Here is a 23,198-nt window from a genome sequence, read left to right as displayed (position 1 = left end):
ATTCATGCATCTTGCATAGGGTTTTTTTAGCAACTTCGGGAGGAGCCGATCATGGAAGTGGACTATGTGATTGTCGGTGCCGGTTCTGCGGGATGTGTCATCGCCAATCGGCTTAGTGCTGACCCCCAAACCAAAGTTGCATTGATCGAGGCGGGCGGACCAGACACCAACCCGTGGATTCACATCCCGGTCGGGTACTTCAAGACCATGCACAACCCCTCGGTCGATTGGTGTTATCGCACCGAGCCTGACCCGGGATTGAATGGGCGTTCCATTGATTGGCCGCGCGGAAAAGTATTGGGCGGGTCGTCCTCGTTGAACGGGCTTCTCTATGTTCGCGGGCAGAAAGAGGATTACGACCGCTGGCGCCAGATGGGAAACGTCGGGTGGGGCTGGGACGATGTTTTGCCGCTATTCAAGCGCAGCGAAGATCAAGAGCGCGGAGAGGACGAGTATCACGGCGTAGGTGGCCCGCTGTCCGTCTCCAATATGCGCATACAGCGCCCGATCTGCGATGCCTGGGTCGCCGCGGCGCAGGCCGCAGGCTATCCGTTCAATCCAGACTACAACGGCGCCAACCAAGAGGGCGTCGGGTATTTTCAGCTTACCACGCGCAACGGTCGTCGTTGCAGTGCGGCCGTCGCCTATCTCAAGCCCATCCGCAACCGGCAGAACCTGACGATCATCACCCGCGCGCTGGTGACGCGGGTTGCCATGGACGGCAAGCGCGCAACAGGCGTCGTCTACCGCGATCGGTCGGGTGAAACCAAAACGGTGAAGGCCCGGCGCGAGGTCATCCTGTCCGGGGGGGCAATCAACTCTCCGCAGATCCTGATGCTGTCGGGCATTGGTGACCCGGATCATCTGAAGGCAAACGGAATCGAGCCCGTTCACGCCTTGCCGAACGTCGGCAAGGGGCTGCAAGACCACCTGCAGGCGCGCCTGGTATTCAAGTGCAACGAGCCGACTCTGAACGATGAAGTGCGGAGCCTGTTCAACCAGGCCCGCATCGCGCTGAAATACGCGTTGTTCCGGGCCGGTCCCATGACCATGGCGGCCAGTCTGGCAACCGGTTTCATGAAGACCCGTCCCGATGTTCAAACCCCGGACATCCAATTCCACGTCCAGCCCTGGTCGGCGGACAGCCCGGGTGAAGGCGTGCACCCGTTTTCGGCCTTCACGATGTCGGTCTGCCAACTCAGGCCGGAAAGCCGTGGAGAGTTGCGGTTGGATGGACCGGACCCCGCCAGGTATGTCAAAATCATCCCGAATTATCTGTCGACAGAGACCGATTGCCGAACGATCGTCGCTGGCGTCAACATCGCTCGCAATATTGCGCGCCACAATCCGTTGGCCTCAAAGATCTCCGAGGAGTTCCGACCGACGGCGGATCTGTCCTGTGATGACTATGAGGGGACGTTGGACTGGGCGCGTTCGAATTCAGTGTCGATCTATCATCCGACCGGAACCTGCGCGATGGGTACGACCGACGCGGCCGTTGTCGGACCTGATTTGAAGGTAAAAGGGATCGAGGGGTTGCGCGTTGCAGATTGCTCGATCATGCCGGAAATCGTCAGCGGAAACACCAATGCGCCCGCCATCATGATCGGTGAGAAGGCCAGCGATCTGATCGCGGGACGCGGCTGACACAGAGTCTGTCGGCCAGTTATTGGCTGGGTAAGGTCAGAGCGTCATTCGACGGGCAATCCGAATACCGCGATTGCTGCGCCAAGAATGCAGAACAGTGCAAACACCAACGCGCGGAAGGGCAGGTTCTGCTGAGACGCCGACCGGGCCGCGATGCCGGCCTGCAGCGCGTAATAGGCTGCAAAGGCGCGCGACGCATAGCTGATGATTTCAAAGACATTCGATGTCCAGGTCAGTATCAACCCGACACCGACCAGAACGGTATAGGCGGTCCGTTCAGAGGCGCGCCCGCCTGAAATCTCGGACAGCAGTCCACCGGACCCGCTGGTATCCGCGACAGCGGCGCTGAACTGGGCCGACAGGGCCGCAATAACCAGAAGAACGGGCAGTATCGGAGCGACGACCTGCATCAGGTCAATGATCGCCGTTTCGTCCAGAACCAAGCCGCCCGGTTCGACCGAATAGGTCAACAGGCCGATATAGATCAGGTAAACCGCGCTTGCGATCAACTGGGCCCACCGCATGGAGCGAATGCGGGTTTCCGCATCATAGGCGTGGCCGAGGTAACGCGAGGTTTCAAATCCCTGCACTGTTACGATCAGGCCCGCCAACAACATGAACGCGTGCGAGCCGCGCTCGGCCGGCGGGTCAAAGACAAGCGCATCGTGGCTGTATTGCTCGGCGAAATACGTGGCAAGTCCGACAAGCAGCCCGGCGATGATTGCCAGTTTCAGGCCGACTGAAATCTGCTCCAACCGTTCCAGCGCGGAAAACCCCCGGGTGCAGCCAACGAAAAGGATCAGCACAAGCACGCCCGAGGTCACAAGGCGGGCATGAAACGCGTCATCCACCTGGGTCAAGCTCACGCCAAACGAGCCGAACAGGTTCAGGTAGTAGGCGACCGAAATGAAGTAGGCAAAAGACAGGCTTGCCGACGCGACCCTTTCGGCCCGCTCGATACCGGCACCCCGGTCGGATCTGTGCGCAATGTCGCGGATGTTGTATCGAATTGCGCTTCCAAACCCCCAGGCCGCGGCGCAGAGGCCCAGCATGGCAAGCGGGGCCAGATCGCCAAAACTGACGTCCAGGATTGGACCAAGAACAAGGAACCCGCTGCCGATGATCGACGCCAGCGGGGTGATCGAGGCTCTCCACATCCGGGAATTGGCGACACGTGGCCAAACCAGAATGGCCAAGACCACCACGACCGCGGACAGGATCAACGTATTCTGCAACTCGGTCGTCAAGGGAACGGTTCGGCCTCGCTAGTGCTCGTCGGGACGCCGCTGGTGGGGGTTCAATCGCTGAGGGGCGATCATGGTATGTGTACCGGCATCCAAGGTCGCTCAGATTTACCAATCAGCGGTATCCCGTTCAACTCTGGCGCTTGGTTGTGCCGCGTTCCATCGCCTTTTCCCAAGCCAGATGGCGGGCGCGTCAAAAAAACCGGGTGGCTGTCAACGTCTTGTTGCATCGCTCGTGCAAGGTCTTCCTGCGCGCCAAAATGACGTGACGTGCTGGGGTATGAGTTGGACATTTCGCGTGTAATCCATCAGGTTCCGGGCAACACAGCTCCGGTCGCTCGGCCCAGCCATGGCCGCGTTCGGCGCGCAGCATTCGCAGGTTGAACTAGATGCAGTATCACAACAAACCTTACGATCAGCTCAACATCGGGGACACGGCCGAACTGAAGCGTCTGTGCACCGAGGATGACTTTTATGCCTTCGCCGCGAATTCGGGCAATCACAACCCGCTGCACCTGGCCCATGAAGACGGGGACGGAGACGACCGGCCCGAAGCGGTAGCGCCATCGCTGTTCGTGGGCGCGCTGATCTCGGCGGTTCTGGGAAACATCCTTCCCGGGGCCGGGACGCTCTACAAATCGCAACAGTTCGACTTCGTGGGCCGTGCCATGGCCGGGGACGAGCTTTTGGCGCGTGTGGTCGTCACGGAAAAGCGTGCAAACCGCGAGGTGGTCCTGGATACCACCGTCACCCGATGCAGGGATGATGCGGTCATCGTCAGCGGCAAAGCCGTGGTAATAGCGCCGGACCGCGCCCTGTCGTTCCGCGAAATCGAGGTTCCCGGCCTGATCGTTCAGCGGCACCGTCACTTCGACGCGTTGCTGGAGAAATCCCGGCCGCTGGATCCCATCCCGACCGCCGTCGTCGCGCCGGAGGACCCGAACTCGCTGGGCGGCGCGATCCTGGCTGCGCGGGAAACGATCATTGAGCCGATACTTGTCGGTCGCCCGGACCTGATCGGGCAGGCGGCGCAGGAACTGGGCGAAAAGCTGGATGGTTTCGAGATTGTCGCCGCGGAAGAGCACAGCGAAGCCGCCCGCATCGCCGTCGACCTTGTGGTCGAAGGCCGGGCCGGGGCGCTGATGAAGGGGCATCTGCACACCGATGATCTGCTGAGGGCCGCATTGCGGAAGGATCAGGGATTGCGCGCGGGCCGGCGCTTTACCCATGTTTTCGTCATGGACGTGCCCGGGCAACCGCACCCGCTGCTGGTGACCGACGCCGCGATCAATATCGAGCCCGATCTGCAAACCAAGATCGACATTACCCAGAACGCGATTGATCTGGCGATCTCGATCGGGATGGAAACGCCCAAGGTCGGCGTACTGTCGGCGGTCGAGACGGTGAACCCGGCCATTCGGTCCTCGATCGACGCGGCGTTGCTGTCCAAAATGGCTGAACGTGGCCAGATCAAAGGAGGCTTGGTCGACGGTCCGCTGGCCATGGACAATGCGGTCAGCATGGCCGCAGCACGGATCAAGGGGATCGTCTCGCCAGTGGCCGGACAGGCCGACATACTTGTGGTTCCGAACCTGGATGCGGGCAACATGCTGGCCAAACAGCTGACATATATCGCCAACGCCGAAGCGGCAGGGGTGGTTCTGGGGGCGAAGGTGCCGATCATCCTGAACAGCCGCGCGGATGACGACAAGGCGCGTTTGGCATCCTGCGCCGTGGCTGCCCTGCACGCCGCCCGCATTGCCGGGGGGCGGTCATGAGCCATGTCATCACGCTGAACGCAGGCTCGTCATCTCTGAAGTTCGGGCTGTTTTCGTTGCCATCCGATGACCCGGTGGCAATCTGCACCGGAATCGTCGACCGCATTGGCGCCGCGGGCGCGACCATCCGCGCCAAAACGTCGGATGGCCGCACGTTGGGCGGTGATGTGGCAGACGGGATTGCCGATCATCACGAGGCCCTGAACCATGTTCTGGACCTGATCGTCCAGCAATTTCCCGCGGCCAATATTGCAGCCGTCGGCCACCGCATCGTTCATGGTGGTCCTGACCATGATCACCCGATCTTGCTGACGCCGGAAAGTCTTGCGGCGCTGGACAAACTCTCGCCCTTCGCACCATTGCATCAACCTTATAACCTCAGCGGCGTTCGTGCCTCGGTCGAGCGGTTCCCCGATGCGGTGCAGGTTGCCTGTTTCGACACCGCCTTTCACCGCAGTCACCCCTGGGTCAACGATACGTTTGCCTTGCCGACCGAGTATTATGACAAGGGCGTTCGCCGCTATGGGTTTCACGGCCTCAGCTACGAATACATCTCGGGCCATCTGGCCAAGACCGCGCCGCTGCTGCATGGCGGTCGGGTCATCGTGGCGCATCTGGGCAACGGCGCGTCGATGTGCGGTATGATCCACGGCCGCTCGGTCGGGTCCAGCATGGGGTTCTCGGCCATAGACGGTCTGCCTATGGGAACCCGATGCGGCCAATTGGATCCCGGTGTCGTCCTCTACCTCATGGACCAGAAGGGCATGAGCGTGGATGAGATCACCGAACTTCTGTATCGCAAATCCGGTCTGCTGGGTCTGTCCGGTCTGTCCAGCGACATGCGCACGCTGGAAAAGTCCGACAGCGGCAGCGCGCGCCGGGCCATCAGCTATTTCAATTTCCGTGCGCGGCGTGAACTCGGTGCCCTTGCGGCTGTGCTGGGCGGGCTGGATGCGGTGGTGTTCACGGGTGGGATCGGCGAGAATTCTGCGCTAGTGCGCGAAAGGATTTGCGTCAACATGGGGTGGTTGGGGATTGAACTGGACCATGATGCCAATACGGACCACGCCCGGATCATCTCGACACCGCTGTCCCGGGTTCAGGTCATGGTCATCCCCACCAACGAGGAACTGGTGATCGCCCGTGCGGCTGCTCGTTTCGTCTATCCGCACATGTACGAGACGCTATTGGACAAAGCGAGCCCAGCCGCGCCGCCCCCGGCCGATGGTTCGGGGCCTGAGTGATCAGGCGCTGGACGTCAGCGAAGGATTTTCGGCGAATTTTTCGAAAAAATGGCTCTCTACGGGAAAACCCCAATTTCGGGCATAGGTGGGCTGGGCTATTGTCTGATCAACCAAGGTCAAACTTGGCCTACCACTTTCCCCGAAGAGGGGCTGGCTACCTACCCCCTCAGCCGGCCCCTCAAAAACCCCCAAAAAAGTTGAATCCCTTGACAGCCAAAGCCTTAGAGCCCGGTACCAGATAAGCCCGTGATGCGCATTGCCAGGTCAGGGAGGCGCGCAAAGTCGTCGAAGCTGGCCAAATGGGGAAGTTCCGAGACCGGCGACTTTCGATACCCTTCCGAATACAGAATAAATGGGACTTGGGCACGTTGGGCGGTTTCTGCGTCCACTTCGCTGTCGCCCACAAAGACCCGCGCGTCGTTTGTGCCCAGTGCCTCGAACGTGGCGGTCAGGTGGGCGGGGTCGGGTTTGCGGGATTTCACTGTATCTCCGCCGATCACCACGTCGAAGAACTGCGCCAGATCCAGAACCTCAAGGATATGCTGCGCGGGCGCTTCCGGTTTGTTGGTGCAGACCCCTAGCGCGATATTTGCAGCCCGCAGTCGTCGCAGAGCGTCTTTGACACCTGGATAAGGCCTGGTGATCGCACTTGATGCCTGGCTGTAATGGTTCAGCGTGACCTGTGTCAGTTCGGAATGGCGCTCAATGCTCAGTCCGCAGTGGAGGATCACGCGCTCAACCAGTTTTGGCAGACCATTGCCGACGAATCCCCGGATCGTTTCTTCGGGCAGGGGCGCATAGCCCTGATCGGCCAGCATCCGGTTCGCTGCTGCCGCAATGTCGGCCAGGCTGTCCACCAGCGTGCCATCCAGATCAAACACGATTGCCGCCGTCATCTCCGCTCCCGTCTCTAAGTGCCGAGACCCGGCCTAACGGGCCTGCCGCAAGGGCGCAATGGTTCGGTGTGCGAATAGCAGGAAACCGGCACTTGACATACCTTAGTATTTTTATCAGATTAAGCATGAAGACACGCAGCCAACCCGGTTCCGGGCCAGCCAGATCCATGAAAGTTGAACGGAAAAGGCGCTTTGCCTGAACACAACCGGAGATGACCCGATGAACGCGCAGAACCCGAATCCGACCCAAGCCTATGCCGTTTCGATGCTGCCGGCCCACAAGGCCGAGGACCTGACGCAGGGCGGCAACCTGGCCCATATCGAACTGGGCGACCAGCTGTATACCCTGCGCATCACCCGCGCGGGTAAATTGATCCTGACAAAATGAGCGGCGCATCGACCCGGGGCGGCGCCCCGGTCGGACGGCTGGCCGATCTGACCCCGATCGAGGCCGGTGCCGTCATGTACCTGCGGATGTGGAGTGACGGGGCCGCCGGCCGAGCCGACGCCGCACATGACTTCGACATCGCGCTGGGCGTCGATCATGGGCAGCTGGCCATGCTGGCGCTGGATCGTCTGTGCAGCCTGTGCGCCCATCACGCCCGCCGCCCCTTGATCCGGCACGGGCTGGGCTGCGCCTGTCTGGGCGCGGACGAAAGCTGTTTCGCGCAGATGATCGCCGCGGCCTCGGAAGGGGCGCGCGAGGATGCGATGATGCTGGCCGCCTTGATCGTACGCCCCGATTTCGCGCCCGCGCTGGCGTCACTGTCCGAAGAGTTCGGGCTGGCCCTGCGGCGCATGACCTCCGCCGTTCCACTGCCGACCACCGGCCATCAGACCCCCTCGGCCGTGCTGCACTGACAGCGCGGTTCAGTGCCCTGGCCGAATTCGGCCGGGGCGTTTCTCAGCAGCAGCCGCACCCGTCATGGTGATGGCTGTGGTCGCACACCGGGGCAGGGGCATAGTCGCCCACCTCGGCCAACACAGACCGCAGGGCCCACAGGATCATGTCCACATCTTCGGCCTCGATGGTCAAAGGCGGGCGGATCTTCAGGATGTTGTCCTTCGGCCCCTCGCTGCCGATCAGGATGCGGTGGTCGCGCATCCGGTTCTTGACGTATCGGCAGATCTCGGTGCCTTCCGAGCCGTCGGGGTTGATCAGTTCGACCCCCAGAAACAGGCCCATGCCCCGCACGTCGCCCACACAGGCGAACTCGGCTTCGATCGCGCGCAGACCATCCATCAGCCGTGCGCCCATCACGCGGGCATTCTCCTGCAGGCCCTCGTAATCGACGATGTCCAGCACCTCTTTGCCGATCCGGCAGGACAGGGTCGAGCCGCCGAAGGTCGAGAAGAACTCGATCCCGTTGTCGAAACTGTCGGCGATATCGCGCGTGGTGACCAGCACGCCCAGGGGGTGGCCGTTGCCGATGGGTTTGCCCAGAACCACGATATCAGGGGACGCGCCCTGATGTTCGAAGCCGAAATAGTACTCGCCCAGCCGGCCCAGGCCCGTCTGCACCTCGTCGGCGATGCAGACGCCGCCGGCGGCGCGGATCTTTTGGTAAACCGCTGGCAGATAGCCTTTTGGCGGGATGATCTGACCCCCGACCGAGGGGAAGGTCTCGGCGATGAATCCGGCCACCCCATGCCCCTTGCGCTGCAGGGCTGCAATCGCGTCGTCCACGAGGTCGGCATATTTCTGCGCGCGGTCGGGGTCGTCACGTTTGAACCGGCCGCGATAATCGTCGGCCACCTCGACCAGTTCGACCCAATCGGCCTGGCCCACGCCGCCGGGCTTGTTGAATTTATAGGCGGAAATGGCCACCGCCGCGTTGGTGTTGCCGTGATAGCCGTGATCGGGCGTCACCATGCCCTTGGCCCCGCTATGCGTCCGCGCCAGGCGCAGGGCCAGTTCGTTGGCCTCGGTGCCCGAGTTGACGAAGAAGCACACCTGCAGGTGATCGGGCAGTTTCGACAGCAGCTTGTCGGCAAACTCGATCTGCGCCGGATGCAGATATCGGGTGTTCGAATTCATCCGCTTCAGCTGATCCGCCGCCACGGCCTGAATGCGCGGATGCGCGTGCCCCACATGCGGCACGTTGTTGTAGGCATCCAGATAGGGCCGCCCCCATTCGTCGAATAGGTGATGTTTCCACCCACGCACCAGCATCACCGGGTCGTCATAGGTCAGGCTCAGGTTGCCGCCGAAATGCGCCCGCCGTTTGCTCAGGATCTCGGCCTTGTCGGTCGGGCGATAAAAGACCTTCTCGTCCGGCAGGTTCAGCAGGGCCGCCGGGTTCGGGCAGACCGCATGCCACAGGTCCAGCTCGTCCGGGTCGGCGACGCCGGGCCAGTCGGCCTGCATGCCGGCCGTGGTCAGGGCCAGCTGGAAATGCACATGCGGTGCCCAGCCGCCGTTCTGGCCAGCATCGCCCAGCCGGGCGAATGTCGCCCCCTGCGCCACCGGATCGCCCGGTTTCAGCCGGTCACAGACCTCAGGGTCCAGATGCCCGTACAGCGTATAGAACGCGTCACCTTCGGGGGTTTCGTGATGCAGGATTACCACGCCGCCATAGTCCAGATGGTTCGCCCGGTTCTCGACCGCCTCGACCCGCCCGCTCAGCGGCGCCATCAAAGGCGTCCCCGCCGGCGCGAACACATCCACCGCCAAATGCACCGTGCGCCGGTCCGACGCCTTCCACGGACCCTTGCGGAACGCAGGCTCGGCATAGATCAAGCGCGGTTCGTTGTAATAGCCCAGCCACGGGCCCGCACCGAACTCCGCGCCAACCCGCGCGGCCTCGTCCAGCGGCATGTGAAACGGGTTCTGCGGCCAGGTCGAATTTTCGACCGACAGCGAACCCATCGGAACGTCCGCCAGATCCTGCCCCAACAGCTGCGCAAACTGACCACGATGCTCGGCCAAGTATGCGTGTATGCGCTCGGCCCCGTCGGTGACGTGCAGCCCGCAGGCCGCCCGCAGCCGCGCGGGCATCATCTTGCCATTGACCGATGCGTCCTCCAGAAAGCGCCAGGCCGGTGCCTGGCTGATCGTCACATACGGGTCGTCCGGGTTTTCTGCGGCCATCAGCGTGGAGTTGACGACCGACACTGCCAGCCGCATCCGCAGTAGAGGCCAGATCAGGTCCACTTCCTGCGGGCGCAGCCGGTTTGCGGCGTGATAGCCCCGCACCAGCGCGGCCAGTGCCCGTTCAGGGCGGGGGTAATCCAGCACCACATACGCCCCAGCGATCGCCAGTTCGCACACCCGCGGCGCGGCGCACATGTCGCCCAAATCGATGAGGCCCGAAACCTGCCGGCGCTCCGACAGCTCTCCTTCGACCAGGATGTTGTAGTCATTCACGTCATTGTGGATGGCCTGCCGAGGCAGCTCGGCCAGCATGTCCGCGACGGCATCGAACTGTGCACAAATCTCGCGCAGAAGGGCCGCGCGATCGGGGTCGGCAACCGCATCCAGCTTGTCAGCGATCCAGCCGGCCTGGGTCAGGTCCCATTTGAACTCCGGCCGCTCCAGGCCGGGATGCGAAAACCGCTCCAGCGCCCGATCGGTCGCCCCCAATACCCGGCCCAGTTTCAGGATCAGGTCCTCGGATTTCGGCACCGTCTTGGCATAGCACCGGCCCGGCAGCCTTTCCAACACCCACGCCAGACGAGGCCGTCCCGCGTCGTCGTCGATCTGCAGCAGCAAACCGCCGTCCAGACCGGGGATGACCTTGGGAAACGGTAGCCCCGGGGCCTCGGCCGCGATATCCTCCAACGCTTTGATCTGCAGTTCCACCAATTGCGGGTCACACCCGGCCCGCATGACCTTCAGAACATAATCCTGCCCATTGGTGGCTTGCACCAGGAAATTCAGGTCATACTCGCCATCCAACCGCGAGAGCCGGGCGTCCAGCCCCCAGACCCGCCGCAGCGCGGCCGCCCAAAACTCACTGACATCATTCATTCGAACTTCCGCCCCGCGCGCGCCGGGGCCCTCTTCATCTGGCCGAAAATATCCTCGGGGGGAATCGCGCCTTGGCGCGATGGGGGGCAGACAGCCCCCCGTTTACCCCATGGCCCGCAGGCGCTTGATCAACGACGAGGTGTCCCAGCGGCCGCCGCCCATCTTCTGCACATCCTTGTAGAACTGATCGACCAGCGCGGTCACCGGCAGCGATGCCCCGGTCTCGTCCGCCGTGTCCAGGCAGATGCCAAGGTCCTTGCGCATCCAGTCCACCGCAAAGCCGTGGTCGAAATGGTCGTCCAGCATGGTCTCATACCGGTTCGACATCTGCCAGCTGCCGGCGGCCCCCTGGCTGATCACCTCGACCACCGCGCGCCCGTCCAGCCCTGCCTTCTCGGCGAAATGCAGCGCTTCGCTCAGGCCTTGGACCAGCCCTGCGATGGCGATCTGGTTGCACATCTTGGTCATCTGGCCCGCGCCGCTGTCCCCGATGCGGCGGCAGATCTTGGCATAGACCTGCATCACCGGCTCGGCCCGGTCATAGGCGGCCTGATCGCCGCCGCACATGATCGACAGAACCCCGTTCTCGGCCCCGGCTTGGCCGCCCGAGATCGGCGCATCGACAAAAGAGATCCCGCGCGCCTTGGCCGCCGCGTACAGCTCGCGCGTGACTTTGGCCGAAACGGTGGTGTGGTCAACGAAAACTGACCCTTCTGCCATGCCTTGGAACGCGCCGTCCTCGCCTGTGCAGACCATTCGCAGATCGTCGTCGTTGCCGACGCAGGCCATCACGAATTCGGCCCCCTCGGCGGCACCGCGCGGCGTGGTCGCCATCTGGCCACCATGCTGCGATACCCATTTCTCCGCCTTGGCCGCGGTGCGGTTGTAGACGGTCACCTCATGCCCAGCCGCCTGCAGATGACCGGCCATTGGATAGCCCATGACGCCCAGGCCAAGGAATGCAACTTTCGCCATTTTCGAGATCCTCCCTGTGACCGGTCCAAGGCAGAAAACGCCCACTGGCCGGAATGCTTGCCAGAGACAAAGCAAAGCCGCGCCCAAAGGGCAACCCCGCACCGGGAGACAGGCCGCAAATAATGGCCGCGCGTCACGCGCCGCTGATATTGCGCTCCATCAGGCGTTGGTACAGGCGTGGGGCCAGCCGGTTCAGCCACCAGGCCAGCCGCGCCACCCGGCCCACCGGGATGACGGGCCGCCCGCGATCCAGCCCTTGCAGGATCACGCGGGCGGCCGCCTCGGGGGTCATCTCGTCCATGCCGTCGCTGGCCGATCCGGGGCGTGCGGTGCCATCGGGCTGCCGCTCGGCCCGGCCCGGGTTGGTCGCCACGAATGAGGGCGCCGCGATATGCACCCGCACGCCATGGGGCCGTTCTTCGGACCGCAGTGATTTGAAGAAACCTTCCAGCGCGTGTTTCGAGGCCGCATAGGCCGTGCGGTGATACAGGGGCGCAAATCCCGCCACCGACGAGATCGCCAGATGCGCCCCGCGCGACCGGCGCAGCGCGGGCAGAAAGGCGCGGGCCATCGAGACGGCCGAGAAATAGTTGATCTCGAACACCTTGCGGTGGCTGGTGTCGTCGGACTGATCGAACCCGCAGATCTGGGTGATCCCGGCGTTGTAGACGACCAGATCGATGCTGCCGCAATGCGCAAGCGTATCGTTCACGGCACGCGCCAGTTGCGCCGGATCGGTCAGATCGCAGGCAATCGCCATCTGCGTAGCGGTGTCCTGCACCCCATCCACCTTCAGATCCAGCAGGACCACGCGCCATCCACGCTCTTGCAGCGCGGCCGAGAGCGCCTGACCCAGCCCGCCGGCCCCGCCCGAGATCACTGCGGTTTTCATAGGCCCACACTCCTTTTCCAAAGGTCGAACACCTCGGCGCTGGTCTTCTGCGGGACATAGCCGAACACGGTCTTCAGCGCCGTATTGTCCAGAACCGGTCGGTATTGCAGGAACCGCACCTGTTCAGGTCCATAGCGCGACAGGCCCAGAGGGCGGGCCACGGCCAGCGCCGCCTTGAGCGCCCACGCCGGCAGGCGCAGCACGGGTTTGTCCAGCGCGCGAGCCAGATCGTCGACGCCCAGCGCGCCGTCCCCGGCCACGTTGTACACCCCGGGCGGCCCATCGGTGGCTGCGCGTTTCAGGATGCGGGCCAGATCGCGGGTCCAGATGAACACGAAGGGGCTGTCGCTGCCCGCCACCGCCAGCAGGCGGGGTTTGCGGAACAGGGCGGTGATCTGGTTGTCGGTGCCGTCGCCCAGCACCGTGCCCACCCGCAGCACCACCTGCTCCAGCTGCGGCGCGGCGGTTCGGGCCTCGGCCAGCAATTCCTCGACCTGCCGCTTGTGGTCGGAATAGGGAAACTCGGGGTTGCCGCGCACCGGATCGGTTTCGCGCAGCGGCACCGGGTTGTCCGCGTGATAGCCATAGGCCGCTCCCGACGAGGTGATGACCAGCCGCCGTACGCCATGGGCCAGCGCGGCATCGACCACCTTGCGCGTGCCGCCCACATCCACCGCATGGGCCTCGGCCCGCGACATCCCCGGCGGCGGCGTGACGATCGAGGCCAGATGCACGATCAACTCGGGCTTCACCTTGGCGATCACCCGGGCGGGGTCGCCCGTGGTGACATCCATGCGCAGAAACGGAACCTCGTCCGGCAGCGTCGCGGGGCGGCGCAGGTCGGTGGCAAACACCTGATGGTCGCTCAGCTCGTCCAGCAGGGCGCGGCCCACCAGCCCTGCGGCGCCGGTGATCAGGATGCGGGTCATCGGGCAGCCTTGGTCCGGGCCATCAGCTGCGCCAGCGCCAGCCCCGAGATGGCATGCCAGATCCCCCAGAAGGCGGCCACCACGGCCATCCCGCCCAAGCCGTTGAAAAAGGCGAAGATCAGCACCAGCCCTAGGCCCGAATTCTGGATGCCGGTCTCGATCGTGACTGCACGCCGGTCAAAGGGGGACAGCCGGGTCATAGTGGCCACAACCCAACCGCCCCCCAGTGCCAGTGCGTTGTGAGCGATCACAAGCCCGGCGACCGCCCCGGCGTAACCTAGGAAGAAACTCCAGTTGGCCGCCAGGGCGAGCACGATGAAAGCCACGAAAATGGCCATGGACAGGATCTGCAGCGGCCCGCGCAGCCGCGCCGTCAGGGCGGGGCGCTTCTGGTTCAGGGTCACCCCCAGAACCAGCGGCAGGATCAGCATCAGTCCGACGATGATGGCGATTTGCACCGGGTCGATCTGGGTCTGCTGCAGAATGGCGCGGGTCGGCGGGTACAGCCCGCCCCACAGCGCGATGTTGAACGGGGTCATCACGATGGCCCCGATGGTGGCGAAGGCGGTCATAGATACCGAAAGCGCCGCGTTTCCGCCCGCCCGATGGGTGATGAAATTCGAGATATTGCCCCCCGGACAGGCCGCCACCAGGATCAGCCCCAAGGCGATCGACGGGCGCGGCTCGGTCAGCCAGACCAGCAGGAAGGTCAGCGCCGGCAACACCAGGAATTGCGAGGCCAGTCCCACTAACACCGGCTTGGGCGCGCGCCGCAGCCGGTCGAAGTCGCGTGGTGACAGGTCGATGGCGATCGAGAACATCACGATCGCCAGAATCGCGTTCAGCAGGGTCAGCGAGCCGGGGCTGAAATTCAGCGTGATCTCGTCGATTCCGGTCATGCGCGGGCTTTCCGGAACCGCGCGATCCAGTCCGTCACCGCCTTGCGATAGGTCGCCTTGTCGACGTAATAGGCCATGCGGGGCAGGTTCAGGTACTGCATGCCTCCGGTGGCGCGCCGATAGTCTTTTTGTTTCTCCGCCTTCAGCGCCGCGGCCACGGGGCAGCCGGACTGAAGACCTTTGATATAGCGCGCCACCATTTCGGCCTGCTCGTGGCGTCCTTGCCAGCCCAGCCCGGTGGCCTCGATCATGCCCAGAACGAACAGATCGTCGCGTTCGGGATGCATGGCGTTCAGGTACAGATGCGGCGCGTCGCCCTGCCAGTTCAGCAGGTTCGGGTCGATGAACGGGTAATGCAGCTTGTACCCGGTCGCGGCCAGAATCATGTCATAGTCGCTGGCGCTGCCGTCCTTGAAGTGAACGGTGCGGCCCTCGATCCGGTCGATATCGGGGCGAATGCGCAGATCGCCGTGGCCCGCGTGATAGAGCACCAGTGAATTCACCACCGGGTGGCTTTCGTACAGTTTGTAGTCGGGCTTGGGAAAGCCGTATTTCTGCGGGTCGCCCACGAACCAGCGCAGGATCATCCCGTCGATCCGGCGCTTTAGCCACATCGGCAGGCGGATCATCCCGCCCAGCGTGTCGGCGGGTTTGCCAAAGACGTATTTCGGCACGAAATAGTATCCGCGCCGCATCGAAAGGTCGCACTGCGCGGCGTGATGGATGGCGTCCACCGCAATGTCGCACCCGGAATTGCCCGCGCCCACGACCAGCACCCGCTTGCCGTCGAACTGGCTGGGATAGCGGTACTGCGAGGCGTGGATCAACTCGCCGTCGAACTTGCCGGGAAAATCGGGCATGTTGGGCTCCGACAGGGTACCGTTCGCGATCAGCACCCCGGCAAACTCACCGCTATGCGTGCCTTGGTCGTCCCGCCAGGTCAGCCGCCAACCATCGCCCGGCGCACCCAGCGGCGACGCGTCGATCACCTCGGCATTGAACCTGTAGTGATCGCGCAGTCCGAAATGATCGGCAAAGGCCCGAAAATAGTCGCGCATCTGCCGGTGCGAGGGGTATTCGGCCACGTCGTCGCCCATCGGGAAATCGGCAAATTCGGTCATCGACTTGGATGAGATCAGATGCGCGGATTCGTACATGGTCGACCGTGGCGCATCGATATCCCACAACCCGCCCACATCGGAATGCAGCTCGAACCCCTGGAACGGGATGCCCTGTTCCTTCAGCACCTTGGCCGCCGCCAGCCCCATCGGACCTGCGCCGATCAAGGCATATGCCTTGCGCGCTTGTGTCATGAACCCTCCCCTGCTCGTGGCGCTTAACTTGAACGATCGTCCAAAATAAGGCAAGATGAAAAACATGAGCGCGAAATACATTGAAAAACAAAGGCAAAGGGCGCCGTCGGCCCGGTCGCTGGAAACTAAGGCGCGGATTTTGGACGCGGCCGAGGCGCTGTTTGCCGAACGGGGATTCGAGGGCGCCTCGATCCGCGACATCGCCACGCGCGCCGGGGTGCAGGTGGGTTTGGTCCACCACCATGGCGGCGGCAAGGAAGAGCTGTTCTTCCAGACCGTCGCACGCCGAGCCGACGCGCTTGCCCGGATCCGGATGCAGGCGCTGGAGGAACGGCGCACGCAGGGCCCGCTGACCTTGCGGGGCATTCTGGACTGTTTCATCCGCCCCTATGTCAGTCTTGCCGAATCCGGCGGCCCGGGCTGGATGGCCTACGGGCGGCTGGTGGCGCATGTGTCGGTCGATCCGCGCTGGCGCCATATTGCGGCCGAGTGTTTCGACCCCACCGCTCAGCTCTTCATCCGTGAGATCGCCGCACTGTATCCGCAGGCCGACCCGGCGCTTTTGGCCACTGGCCAGGTCTATTCGGTCTCAGCGATGCTGGCGCATCTCAACAGCGCCTGGCGGGTGCAGGCACTGTCACAGGGGGGTGATCTGTCCGGGATCGACCAATTGGTCGAATTCTGCGCCGCGGGGATCGAGGCAATGGTGCACTCGGGCCGCGCTCGGCTCAGTCGATAGCGCGGGCGGTGCCCGAGACGCGCGGGGATTCAAGATCTCGGTCCTCAATTGTCAGTTTGTCGGCAGCTTGGGTGAAGACTCGGGCTTTGGTTGCGCCTTGGATTCTGTGTAGGGGGTGAGCACGGGATAAGCGCTCTGCATCGCTTCGATGGTCTGTGCCCGGAACTGGGTCTGAAACGGGTCGGGCTCGGCGGCGCGCACGGCCTCGGGCGAGAGGTAGAAGCCGACGGTCACGACCGAAACGGCAAAGACCGATCCGGCGGTCAGGGTGGCGAGGGTGTTGGTAATCGCGCGTAGCATGGCATTGATACTCCTGTTGCTGACGGGTTCGGGGTCTTGGGGGTGGCTCAGGCCTTTCGGGCCAGGGCCTGCTTCAGTTGGTCGTTCTCGGCCTGCAGCTGGGCCAATTGGCGGCCAAGCGCGTTCAGATGCGGGCGCAGCTCGGCCTCGGTGAAGCGAGGGGTGATGTGGCGCGGGCAGTTCCAGTCCAGCGCCGCGACATGGATGATCGCCGCGCGTTCGGCCTCGGCCGCGTCAGGGAAAAGGTCGCGCGCGGCCTCGGCCCCTTCGCGAAAGTCCACGCGGCCCAGGATCTTGAGCCTGCGCTGGTTGGCATAGTCCATAAGGATCAGCGCGATCCGGTCATTGTCGTCCAGATTCCCGCGCGAGATATACTGTTTGTTGCCCGTGAAATCGGCATAGCCGATGGTCCGGTCGTCCAGCACCTTCAGAAACCCCGCCGGGCCGCCGCGATACTGGACATAGGGCCATCCGGTCTCGGACACGGTGGATTGATAGAACCCGTCGCGCGCCTCGATGAAGGCCTGCTCGGTGGGGCCGATCAGGTGACCCTGCTGCGGGCCGCCGTCGATGAACTTGGCGTAGGAGGCGGCGGACCCCATCCGCTCTTGATGGGCGCGGACGGCGGGAGTGAAGGTCAGTTCGGAAAAGGCGCGGGGCATGGGGTGCCTCCTTTCACAGGTTCAGATCGGACAGGCCGGGATGGTCGGCGGGCCGTGGCCCCAGGGGCCAGTGAAACAGGCGCTGGGCGTCGGTGATCGGCAGATCGTTCAAGGACGTATGTCGCTGGGCCATCCGACCATCGGCGGCGAACTCCCAGTTCTCGTTACCGTAGGAGCGGAACCACTGGTCGCTGTCGTCATGCCACTCATAGGCATAGCGCACCGCGATGCGGTTCCCGTCACAGGCCCACAGCTCCTTGATCAGGCGATAGTCCAGTTCCGTGCGCCATTTGCGGGTCAGAAAGGCGTGGATCTGGGCGTGGCCGGTCAGGAACTCGGACCGGTTCCGCCACTGGCTGTCCTCGGTATAGGCCGGGGTCACGATGTCGGGGTTGCGGCTGTTCCAGGCGTCTTCGGCCTTGCGAACCTTTTCGATGGCGGTCTGCGTCGTGAACGGGGGCAGGGGAGGGCGCGGCATGGTCAGGGCCTTCAGGCGAGGGTGGCGGCCAGTAGGGCCACGGTCAGAAGGAAGGGAACATAGCTTGCGGGAAATGGGCTGGCGCGGCGTCGCATCGGTCAAATCCTTTGGGTGTACAGATCAATAAACTGTGCTGAGAAAGTGTACAGATCGGTCAACTATTTCAACCCTTGGGTCAAAAAAAGTTTTTCGTTCTGGCCTCCGTCATGGAAAATAATACCTAAAAACAGTGGCTTCACCGGTGTGAATTGCACCTGCGCGGCAAAGGTATTATGTACTGATCTGTACATGGAGGAGCCGAATCATGCGTCCGAACAAACGGGATGAGCTGGTCCGAAAAGCACTGCAGGTGTTTTACCGCGACGGGTTTCACGCCACCGGAATGGACCGGCTGGTGGTCGAAACCGGCGTGTCCAAGACCTCGATGTACAAGCATTTCCGCACCAAGGAAGAGCTGATCCTGGCGGTGCTGCGCCTGCGGGACGAGAATTTCCGCAACTGGTTCGTGCGCCGGATCGAGGAACTGGCCGACACCCCCGCCGATCAACTGCTGGCCGCGTTCGATGCGCTGGGCGAATGGTTCCGCGAGGATAACTTTCGCGGCTGCATGTTCATCAAGGCGGGGGCCGAGTACCAAGACCCCGACCACCCGATCCATGTGCAGGCCGGAGAGCACAAGCGCCTGCTGCTGGAATATTTCACCGACCTGTGTCGCAAGGCCGGCGCGCAGGACCCGGAAAAGCTGGCCTGCCAGCTGCTGCTGTTGAAAGAGGGTGCGATCGTCACCGCCGTGCTGCTGCACAACTGCGATCCGGCGCGCGATGCGAAAGAGGCGGCTGCCGTCTTGCTGAAAAACGCGCTGGCTTGACCATTGAAAACCCGCTTTAGTTCCCGAAGCAGGTAAAAGGGGGGCGTATGCAGCAGGCTTCGGATTTTCTGGAAGAATGTCAGGTTCTTGATGACGCACTGACGGGGCTGGATGCCGCGGACTGGCAGATCGTGACCCAGTTCAAAGACTGGACGATCGACGATGTGCTGGTGCACCTGCATTTCTGGAACCAGATGGCCGACCTGTCACAGCGCGACCCGAATGCGTTCGATGCAAGGGTGCAGCAGGTGATGCCGCGCATTCAGGCCGAGGGCTTTCGCGCCATGGAAAACGCTGCAATCACTGAGCGTGGACATGATCTGCACGCCGCATGGTCTGATCTATGCAGCCGAATGGGCCGCGACTGGTCGGGGCTGGACCCCAAGTCGCGGGTCAAATGGGTGGGGCCGGACATGTCAGTGCGGTCCTCGATGACCGCCCGGCAGATGGAGGCTTGGGCGCATGGGCAGGAGGTATTCGACATTCTTGGCCTGACCCGGCCCGAGACCGACCGGATCCGCAACATCGTCGTGCTGGGCGTGAACACCTTTGGCTGGACCTTCACGGTGCATGGCCGCCCGGTTCCTCCGGTGGCACCCCATCTGCGCCTGACCGCGCCGTCGGGAGCGCTGTGGGAATTCGGCGCGCCCGGTGCCGACCTGATCGAAGGGCTGGCCGTCGACTTCGCCCGCGTGGTGACCCAGACCCGAAACGTGGCGGACACCGGCCTGTCGGTGCAGGGGTCGGTCGCGCAGGAGTGGATGGCCATCGCCCAGTGTTTCGCCGGCGCCCCGGAATCGCCGCCGCCGCCCGGCGCCCGGCACCGCGTAGGGCATTGACGCCAAAGGACGTTGCGTAGCAGCGCAAACCGACGCGGCGTCACCCGGATTGGCGGAATCGGCGGCGAAAGCTACCCTTTTCGCCAACAGAATTCCGGAGAACCAATCATGTCCCTTTTTACTTCGACCGCCCCTTGGGTCACTGACGAACACCGCATGTTTGCCGAAATGGCCGGACGGTTCATGGATGATGAACTGGTGCCCAACATCGAAGCCTGGGCCGAGCAGGGCGTGGTCGATCGTGATTTCTGGCGGAAGGCCGGGGAAACCGGGCTGATGGCCGGGGCCATCCCCGAGGAATTCGGCGGTGTCGGTGGCGGCATGGGTTTTGACGCGGTCACGATCTATGAGCAGACCTCGCGGGGGGATGCGGGCTGGGGCTATGGCATCCAGTCGATCGTGACCCACTACATCACCGCTTATGGCAGCGAGGATCAAAAGAGCAAATGGCTGCCCAAGTTGGCCTCCGGCGAGATGGTCGGCGCGCTGGCCATGACCGAACCGGGCACAGGCTCGGACGTTCAGGCGATCCGCACCACCGCCGAGAAGGATGGCAATTCCTACCGGATGAACGGGTCCAAGATCTTCATCACCAATGGCCAGACCGCCGACCTGATCATCGTGGCCGCCAAGACCGACAAGTCGCTGGGTTCCAAGGGCGTGTCGCTGATCGCGGTCGAGACCGAGGGGGCCGAGGGCTTCCGCCGGGGGCGCAACCTCAAGAAGTTGGGCATGAAGGCCAATGACACGGCCGAGCTGTTCTTCGAGGACGTCAAGGTGCCGATGACCAACCTTCTGGGCTCCGAGGAAGGGCAGGGCTTCTATCAGTTGATGAAGCAACTTCCGTGGGAACGTCTGACAATTGGCATCATGGCGCTGGGCGCGATCGACTTCGCCATCGCTGAAACGGTGAAATACACCCAAGAGCGCAAGGCGTTCGGCCAACGGGTGATGGATTTCCAGAACACCCGCTTCAAGCTGGCGGAATGCAAGACCAAGGCCGAGGTGCTGCGCAGCTTCGTCAATGACTGCATCGCCAAGCTGGAGGCCGGGCAGCTGGATGCGGCCACCGCCTCGATGGTGAAATACTGGGGGTCCGAGGTGCAAAACGAGATCATGCATGAATGCCTGCAGCTGTTCGGTGGCTATGGATTCATGATGGAATACCCGATCGCGCGGCTTTACGCGGATGCGCGGGTGCAGATGATCTATGGCGGCACCAACGAGGTGATGAAGGAACTCATCGCCCGCTCGATCGACGTCTGACCGGGCGCTCCCGCCCGTCGTCAACGGCCCTTGCGGGCCGCCTCCTCCGGTTGGGCCCGGCCGCGCCCGAGCGATGCTCGGCCGCGGCGGAGGCGGATCGGCTAAGGCAGCTGCCCCTGCAGCCATGCGCGGAACGAGACAAGCGGGGCCGGTTCCGTGCGATTTTGCGGCCAGACAAGATAGTAGTCGCCCAGGCTGACCGGCGGAGCTGCACAGGCCGGAACCAACCGGCCGGCCTCGAGCTCGGCTGAAATCAGGTAGCTGGGCAGCAGTGCTACGCCCAACCCATGGATCGTAGCCTGGATCATGGTCGAGAACTGGTCGAACAGCATGCCTCGGACGCCCTCGACAGGGGTGCTTTGCGCGGCGAACCAGCGTTCCCACGCATCGGGCCGGGTATCCAGATGCAGCAGTGGTGCGTCGACCAGCCATTCAGCGTTCGGGGCTTCGGCTGGCAGCAGGGCTGGCGCGCAGACCGGCAGAACCTCTTCGCACATGATCGGCAGATAGTTCACCCCGGCCCAGTCGCGCTGGCCGAAGTGGATGGCTGCGTCGAAGGGTTCGGTGCCGAAGTCGAATGGCTTGAGCCGTGTGCTGAGGTTCATCGTCACTTCGGGGTGGCGTTGCGCGAAATCCTGAAGCCGTGGCGCCAGCCAGTGCATACCGAAGGCGGGCAGGATCGACAGTTGCAAAGAACCGCCGGAAGGGTTGGCCTTCAGCTTCAGTGAGGCCTGCGCCAGTTGCTGCAGCGCTGTTCGGGCGGTTTCCACGTATTCCTTGCCAGCGGGTGTGAGCTGCAGGCGCATTTGGTCGCGCTGGATCAGCGCGACGCCCAGTTGTTCTTCGACGGCCTTCAACTGGCGACTGACTGCGCTTTGGGTGAGCGAGAGTTCATCGGCAGCTGCTGAGGCGCTGCCCAGGCGGTCGACGGCTTCGAGCGCCAACAGGGAAGAAATGGACGGCAGAAATCGACGCGGTGCCAGCATATGACTTTTCCTCATGGCTTCTGGAGGGAATATCACTGGTGGATCCCCCAATCCAATAGCAAAAAGGCGCGGCGGTAGAAAAGTGCAGCGGGGCGATCATGACCATTCAGAACAGTTCGAGCGGATTTCGGCGGGCAGGGAGACTCGACGGGATCGAATTGTCCGAGATCGTCCAAATCTCGGAACGGGCCGCGCAGTTGCGTGCGCAGGGTGTGGACGTGATCGCGCTCAGCACCGGTGAGCCCGACTTTCCCACGCCGCCGCACGTGGTCGAGGCCGCCCACAAGGCGGCGCTGGACGGGCAGACCCGATACCCCGCCACCGCCGGAACGCCGGCCCTGCGTGCCGCCATCGCGGAACAGGCCGGGGTCGAGCCGGCGCAGGTCATCGTCTCGACCGGGGCCAAGCAGGTGCTGGCCGGCGCGTTCCTCGCGACGCTCGACTCGGGCGATGAGGTCATCACCACCGCGCCTTTCTGGACCAGCTATGCCGACATGGTGAAACTGGCGGGCGGTGTGCCGGTCGTGCTGGATTGTCCGCGCGAACAGGGCTTCAAGCTGACCCCAGAACAGCTGGAGGCCGCGATCACCCCGCGCACCCGCTGGCTGCTGCTGAACACGCCGTCGAACCCGACCGGAGCGGTTTACTCTGAGGCCGAATTGCAGGCGCTGGGCGCGGTGTTGGAGCGGCACCCTCAGGTTTGGGTGATCTCGGATGAGATCTATCAGCACCTCGCATACGTGCCCTTCACGCCCTTTACCCAGGCGGTTCTGGCGCTGGCAGACCGCACGCTGACGGTGAATGGCGTGTCCAAGGCCTATTCGATGACCGGCTGGCGCATCGGCTGGGGCATCGGCCCCGCGCCGCTGATCAAGGCGATGGCGGCGGTACAGGGGCAGATCACCTCGGGTGCCTGTTCCATCGCGCAGGCGGCAGCGCAGGCCGCGCTGACCGGCCCGCAGGATCTGTTGGCCGAACGCCGCGAGGCGATGCGTGCGCGCCGCGATCTGGTCGTGGATGGCCTGAAGGCCGCCGGTTTGGACTGCCCAGTGCCCTGCGGCGCCTTCTACGTCTTTCCGCAGACGCCTGCCGCGATGCCGTCGGACCCCGAGTTCTGCCGTCATCTGCTGGATCAGGCGGGCATCGCGGTGGTGCCGGGGCGGGCCTTCGGCATGCCGGGGCATTTTCGGCTTTCCTTTGCCTATGACACCGATAGCCTGACCCAAGGCCTGCGCCGGATTGCCGACGCCACGGCCAAACTCTGACCTGACCG

General features: G+C 63.5%; 22 protein-coding genes. 10 read left to right on the top strand and 12 right to left on the bottom strand.

Annotated elements, in window-relative coordinates; all coding sequences use genetic code 11:
- The first annotated feature begins 51 nt into the window (after positions 1-51).
- The gene (locus GOW72_RS10145) at positions 52-1,647 is read left to right on the top strand and encodes a GMC family oxidoreductase (protein ID WP_170366747.1); all 1,596 of its coding nucleotides are present in this window, start codon (positions 52-54) and stop codon (positions 1,645-1,647) included.
- A gap of 44 nt (positions 1,648-1,691) precedes the next feature.
- Here GOW72_RS10145 and GOW72_RS10140 read toward each other — a convergent pair whose 3' ends face one another.
- On the bottom strand, positions 1,692-2,882 hold the full coding sequence (locus GOW72_RS10140; RefSeq protein ID WP_170366746.1) for an APC family permease: 1,191 nt from the start codon (positions 2,880-2,882) through the stop codon (positions 1,692-1,694).
- A 398-nt stretch (positions 2,883-3,280) separates the two neighbouring features.
- On the opposite strand from GOW72_RS10140, the gene GOW72_RS10135 reads away from it, so the two are divergent.
- Together GOW72_RS10135 and GOW72_RS10130 are read left to right on the top strand one after the other, a co-directional pair.
- On the top strand, positions 3,281-4,669 hold the full coding sequence (locus GOW72_RS10135; protein ID WP_170366745.1) for a bifunctional enoyl-CoA hydratase/phosphate acetyltransferase: 1,389 nt from the start codon (positions 3,281-3,283) through the stop codon (positions 4,667-4,669).
- Complete coding sequence (locus tag GOW72_RS10130; protein WP_170366744.1) at positions 4,666-5,913, top strand: acetate/propionate family kinase; 1,248 nt, start codon at positions 4,666-4,668, stop codon at positions 5,911-5,913. Before GOW72_RS10135 ends, GOW72_RS10130 begins: the two co-directional genes overlap by 4 nt.
- A 221-nt stretch (positions 5,914-6,134) precedes the next feature.
- Here GOW72_RS10130 and gph read toward each other — a convergent pair whose 3' ends face one another.
- Positions 6,135-6,809: a phosphoglycolate phosphatase gene (gene gph / locus GOW72_RS10125; RefSeq protein ID WP_170366743.1), complete on the bottom strand. Its 675-nt coding sequence runs from the start codon at positions 6,807-6,809 to the stop codon at positions 6,135-6,137.
- A gap of 220 nt (positions 6,810-7,029) precedes the next feature.
- On the opposite strand from gph, the gene hemP reads away from it, so the two are divergent.
- Together hemP and GOW72_RS10115 are read left to right on the top strand one after the other, a co-directional pair.
- On the top strand, positions 7,030-7,197 hold the full coding sequence (gene hemP, locus GOW72_RS10120) for a hemin uptake protein HemP (protein ID WP_005978533.1): 168 nt from the start codon (positions 7,030-7,032) through the stop codon (positions 7,195-7,197).
- Positions 7,194-7,670 (top strand): hypothetical protein, encoded by a 477-nt coding sequence (locus tag GOW72_RS10115; protein WP_170366742.1) that lies wholly within the window; start codon positions 7,194-7,196, stop codon positions 7,668-7,670. The genes hemP and GOW72_RS10115 overlap by 4 nt, the downstream gene beginning before the upstream one ends.
- A gap of 43 nt (positions 7,671-7,713) precedes the next feature.
- Here the strand turns inward: GOW72_RS10115 and GOW72_RS10110 are convergent, their stop codons facing one another.
- The 6 genes from GOW72_RS10110 to GOW72_RS10085 all read right to left on the bottom strand — a co-directional run bounded on the left by GOW72_RS10110 (position 7,714) and on the right by GOW72_RS10085 (position 15,787).
- A complete protein-coding gene (locus tag GOW72_RS10110) occupies positions 7,714-10,779 on the bottom strand; it encodes an aminotransferase class III-fold pyridoxal phosphate-dependent enzyme (RefSeq protein WP_170366741.1) in 3,066 nt (1,021 codons plus the stop codon).
- A 102-nt stretch (positions 10,780-10,881) separates the two neighbouring features.
- Positions 10,882-11,754: an NAD(P)-dependent oxidoreductase gene (locus tag GOW72_RS10105; protein WP_170366740.1), complete on the bottom strand. Its 873-nt coding sequence runs from the start codon at positions 11,752-11,754 to the stop codon at positions 10,882-10,884.
- 133 nt (positions 11,755-11,887) lie between these two features.
- Positions 11,888-12,646 carry an SDR family NAD(P)-dependent oxidoreductase gene (locus GOW72_RS10100; RefSeq protein ID WP_170366739.1) on the bottom strand — a complete coding sequence of 253 codons (759 nt, stop codon included), beginning with the start codon at positions 12,644-12,646 and terminating at the stop codon, positions 11,888-11,890.
- Positions 12,643-13,575, bottom strand: coding sequence for an SDR family oxidoreductase (locus tag GOW72_RS10095; protein ID WP_170366738.1), 933 nt, complete (start codon positions 13,573-13,575; stop codon positions 12,643-12,645). Before GOW72_RS10095 ends, GOW72_RS10100 begins: the two co-directional genes overlap by 4 nt.
- Positions 13,572-14,474 carry a bile acid:sodium symporter family protein gene (locus GOW72_RS10090; RefSeq protein ID WP_170366737.1) on the bottom strand — a complete coding sequence of 301 codons (903 nt, stop codon included), beginning with the start codon at positions 14,472-14,474 and terminating at the stop codon, positions 13,572-13,574. Before GOW72_RS10090 ends, GOW72_RS10095 begins: the two co-directional genes overlap by 4 nt.
- On the bottom strand, positions 14,471-15,787 hold the full coding sequence (locus GOW72_RS10085) for a flavin-containing monooxygenase (RefSeq protein WP_170366736.1): 1,317 nt from the start codon (positions 15,785-15,787) through the stop codon (positions 14,471-14,473). The genes GOW72_RS10090 and GOW72_RS10085 overlap by 4 nt, the downstream gene beginning before the upstream one ends.
- A gap of 64 nt (positions 15,788-15,851) precedes the next feature.
- Here GOW72_RS10085 and GOW72_RS10080 point away from each other — a divergent pair, with 64 nt between their 5' ends.
- A complete protein-coding gene (locus GOW72_RS10080; RefSeq protein ID WP_170366735.1) occupies positions 15,852-16,526 on the top strand; it encodes a TetR/AcrR family transcriptional regulator in 675 nt (224 codons plus the stop codon).
- 51 nt (positions 16,527-16,577) lie between these two features.
- On the opposite strand, the gene GOW72_RS10075 is transcribed toward GOW72_RS10080, so the two are convergent.
- The 3 genes from GOW72_RS10075 to GOW72_RS10065 are packed head-to-tail and all read right to left on the bottom strand — an operon-like array spanning position 16,578 to position 17,966.
- Positions 16,578-16,826, bottom strand: coding sequence for a hypothetical protein (locus GOW72_RS10075; protein ID WP_174819685.1), 249 nt, complete (start codon positions 16,824-16,826; stop codon positions 16,578-16,580).
- Positions 16,827-16,873: 47 nt separating this feature from the next.
- Entirely contained in the window at positions 16,874-17,488 is a 615-nt protein-coding gene (locus GOW72_RS10070) for a pyridoxamine 5'-phosphate oxidase family protein (protein ID WP_170366734.1), read from the bottom strand.
- A gap of 13 nt (positions 17,489-17,501) precedes the next feature.
- Positions 17,502-17,966 carry a nuclear transport factor 2 family protein gene (locus tag GOW72_RS10065; protein WP_170366733.1) on the bottom strand — a complete coding sequence of 155 codons (465 nt, stop codon included), beginning with the start codon at positions 17,964-17,966 and terminating at the stop codon, positions 17,502-17,504.
- 304 nt (positions 17,967-18,270) lie between these two features.
- Here GOW72_RS10065 and GOW72_RS10060 point away from each other — a divergent pair, with 304 nt between their 5' ends.
- The 3 genes from GOW72_RS10060 to GOW72_RS10050 all read left to right on the top strand — a co-directional run bounded on the left by GOW72_RS10060 (position 18,271) and on the right by GOW72_RS10050 (position 20,939).
- Positions 18,271-18,834, top strand: coding sequence for a TetR/AcrR family transcriptional regulator (locus tag GOW72_RS10060; RefSeq protein ID WP_170366732.1), 564 nt, complete (start codon positions 18,271-18,273; stop codon positions 18,832-18,834).
- A 47-nt stretch (positions 18,835-18,881) separates the two neighbouring features.
- Positions 18,882-19,673 (top strand): TIGR03084 family metal-binding protein, encoded by a 792-nt coding sequence (locus tag GOW72_RS10055; RefSeq protein WP_170366731.1) that lies wholly within the window; start codon positions 18,882-18,884, stop codon positions 19,671-19,673.
- Positions 19,674-19,781: 108 nt separating this feature from the next.
- Entirely contained in the window at positions 19,782-20,939 is a 1,158-nt protein-coding gene (locus tag GOW72_RS10050; protein ID WP_170337679.1) for an acyl-CoA dehydrogenase family protein, read from the top strand.
- Between the two features lie 101 nt (positions 20,940-21,040).
- Here GOW72_RS10050 and GOW72_RS10045 read toward each other — a convergent pair whose 3' ends face one another.
- Positions 21,041-21,925 (bottom strand): LysR substrate-binding domain-containing protein, encoded by an 885-nt coding sequence (locus GOW72_RS10045; protein ID WP_170366730.1) that lies wholly within the window; start codon positions 21,923-21,925, stop codon positions 21,041-21,043.
- A 98-nt stretch (positions 21,926-22,023) separates the two neighbouring features.
- Between GOW72_RS10045 and GOW72_RS10040 the strand changes: the two genes are divergently transcribed.
- A complete protein-coding gene (locus tag GOW72_RS10040; RefSeq protein WP_170366729.1) occupies positions 22,024-23,190 on the top strand; it encodes a pyridoxal phosphate-dependent aminotransferase in 1,167 nt (388 codons plus the stop codon).
- Positions 23,191-23,198: the final 8 nt, after the last annotated feature.

It is taken from the genome of Ruegeria arenilitoris (assembly GCF_013032855.1).
Lineage (GTDB): Bacteria > Pseudomonadota > Alphaproteobacteria > Rhodobacterales > Rhodobacteraceae > Ruegeria > Ruegeria arenilitoris.
The sequence above is the reverse complement of the archived record's forward strand: the minus strand, read 5'-3'. Positions and strand labels throughout refer to the sequence as shown.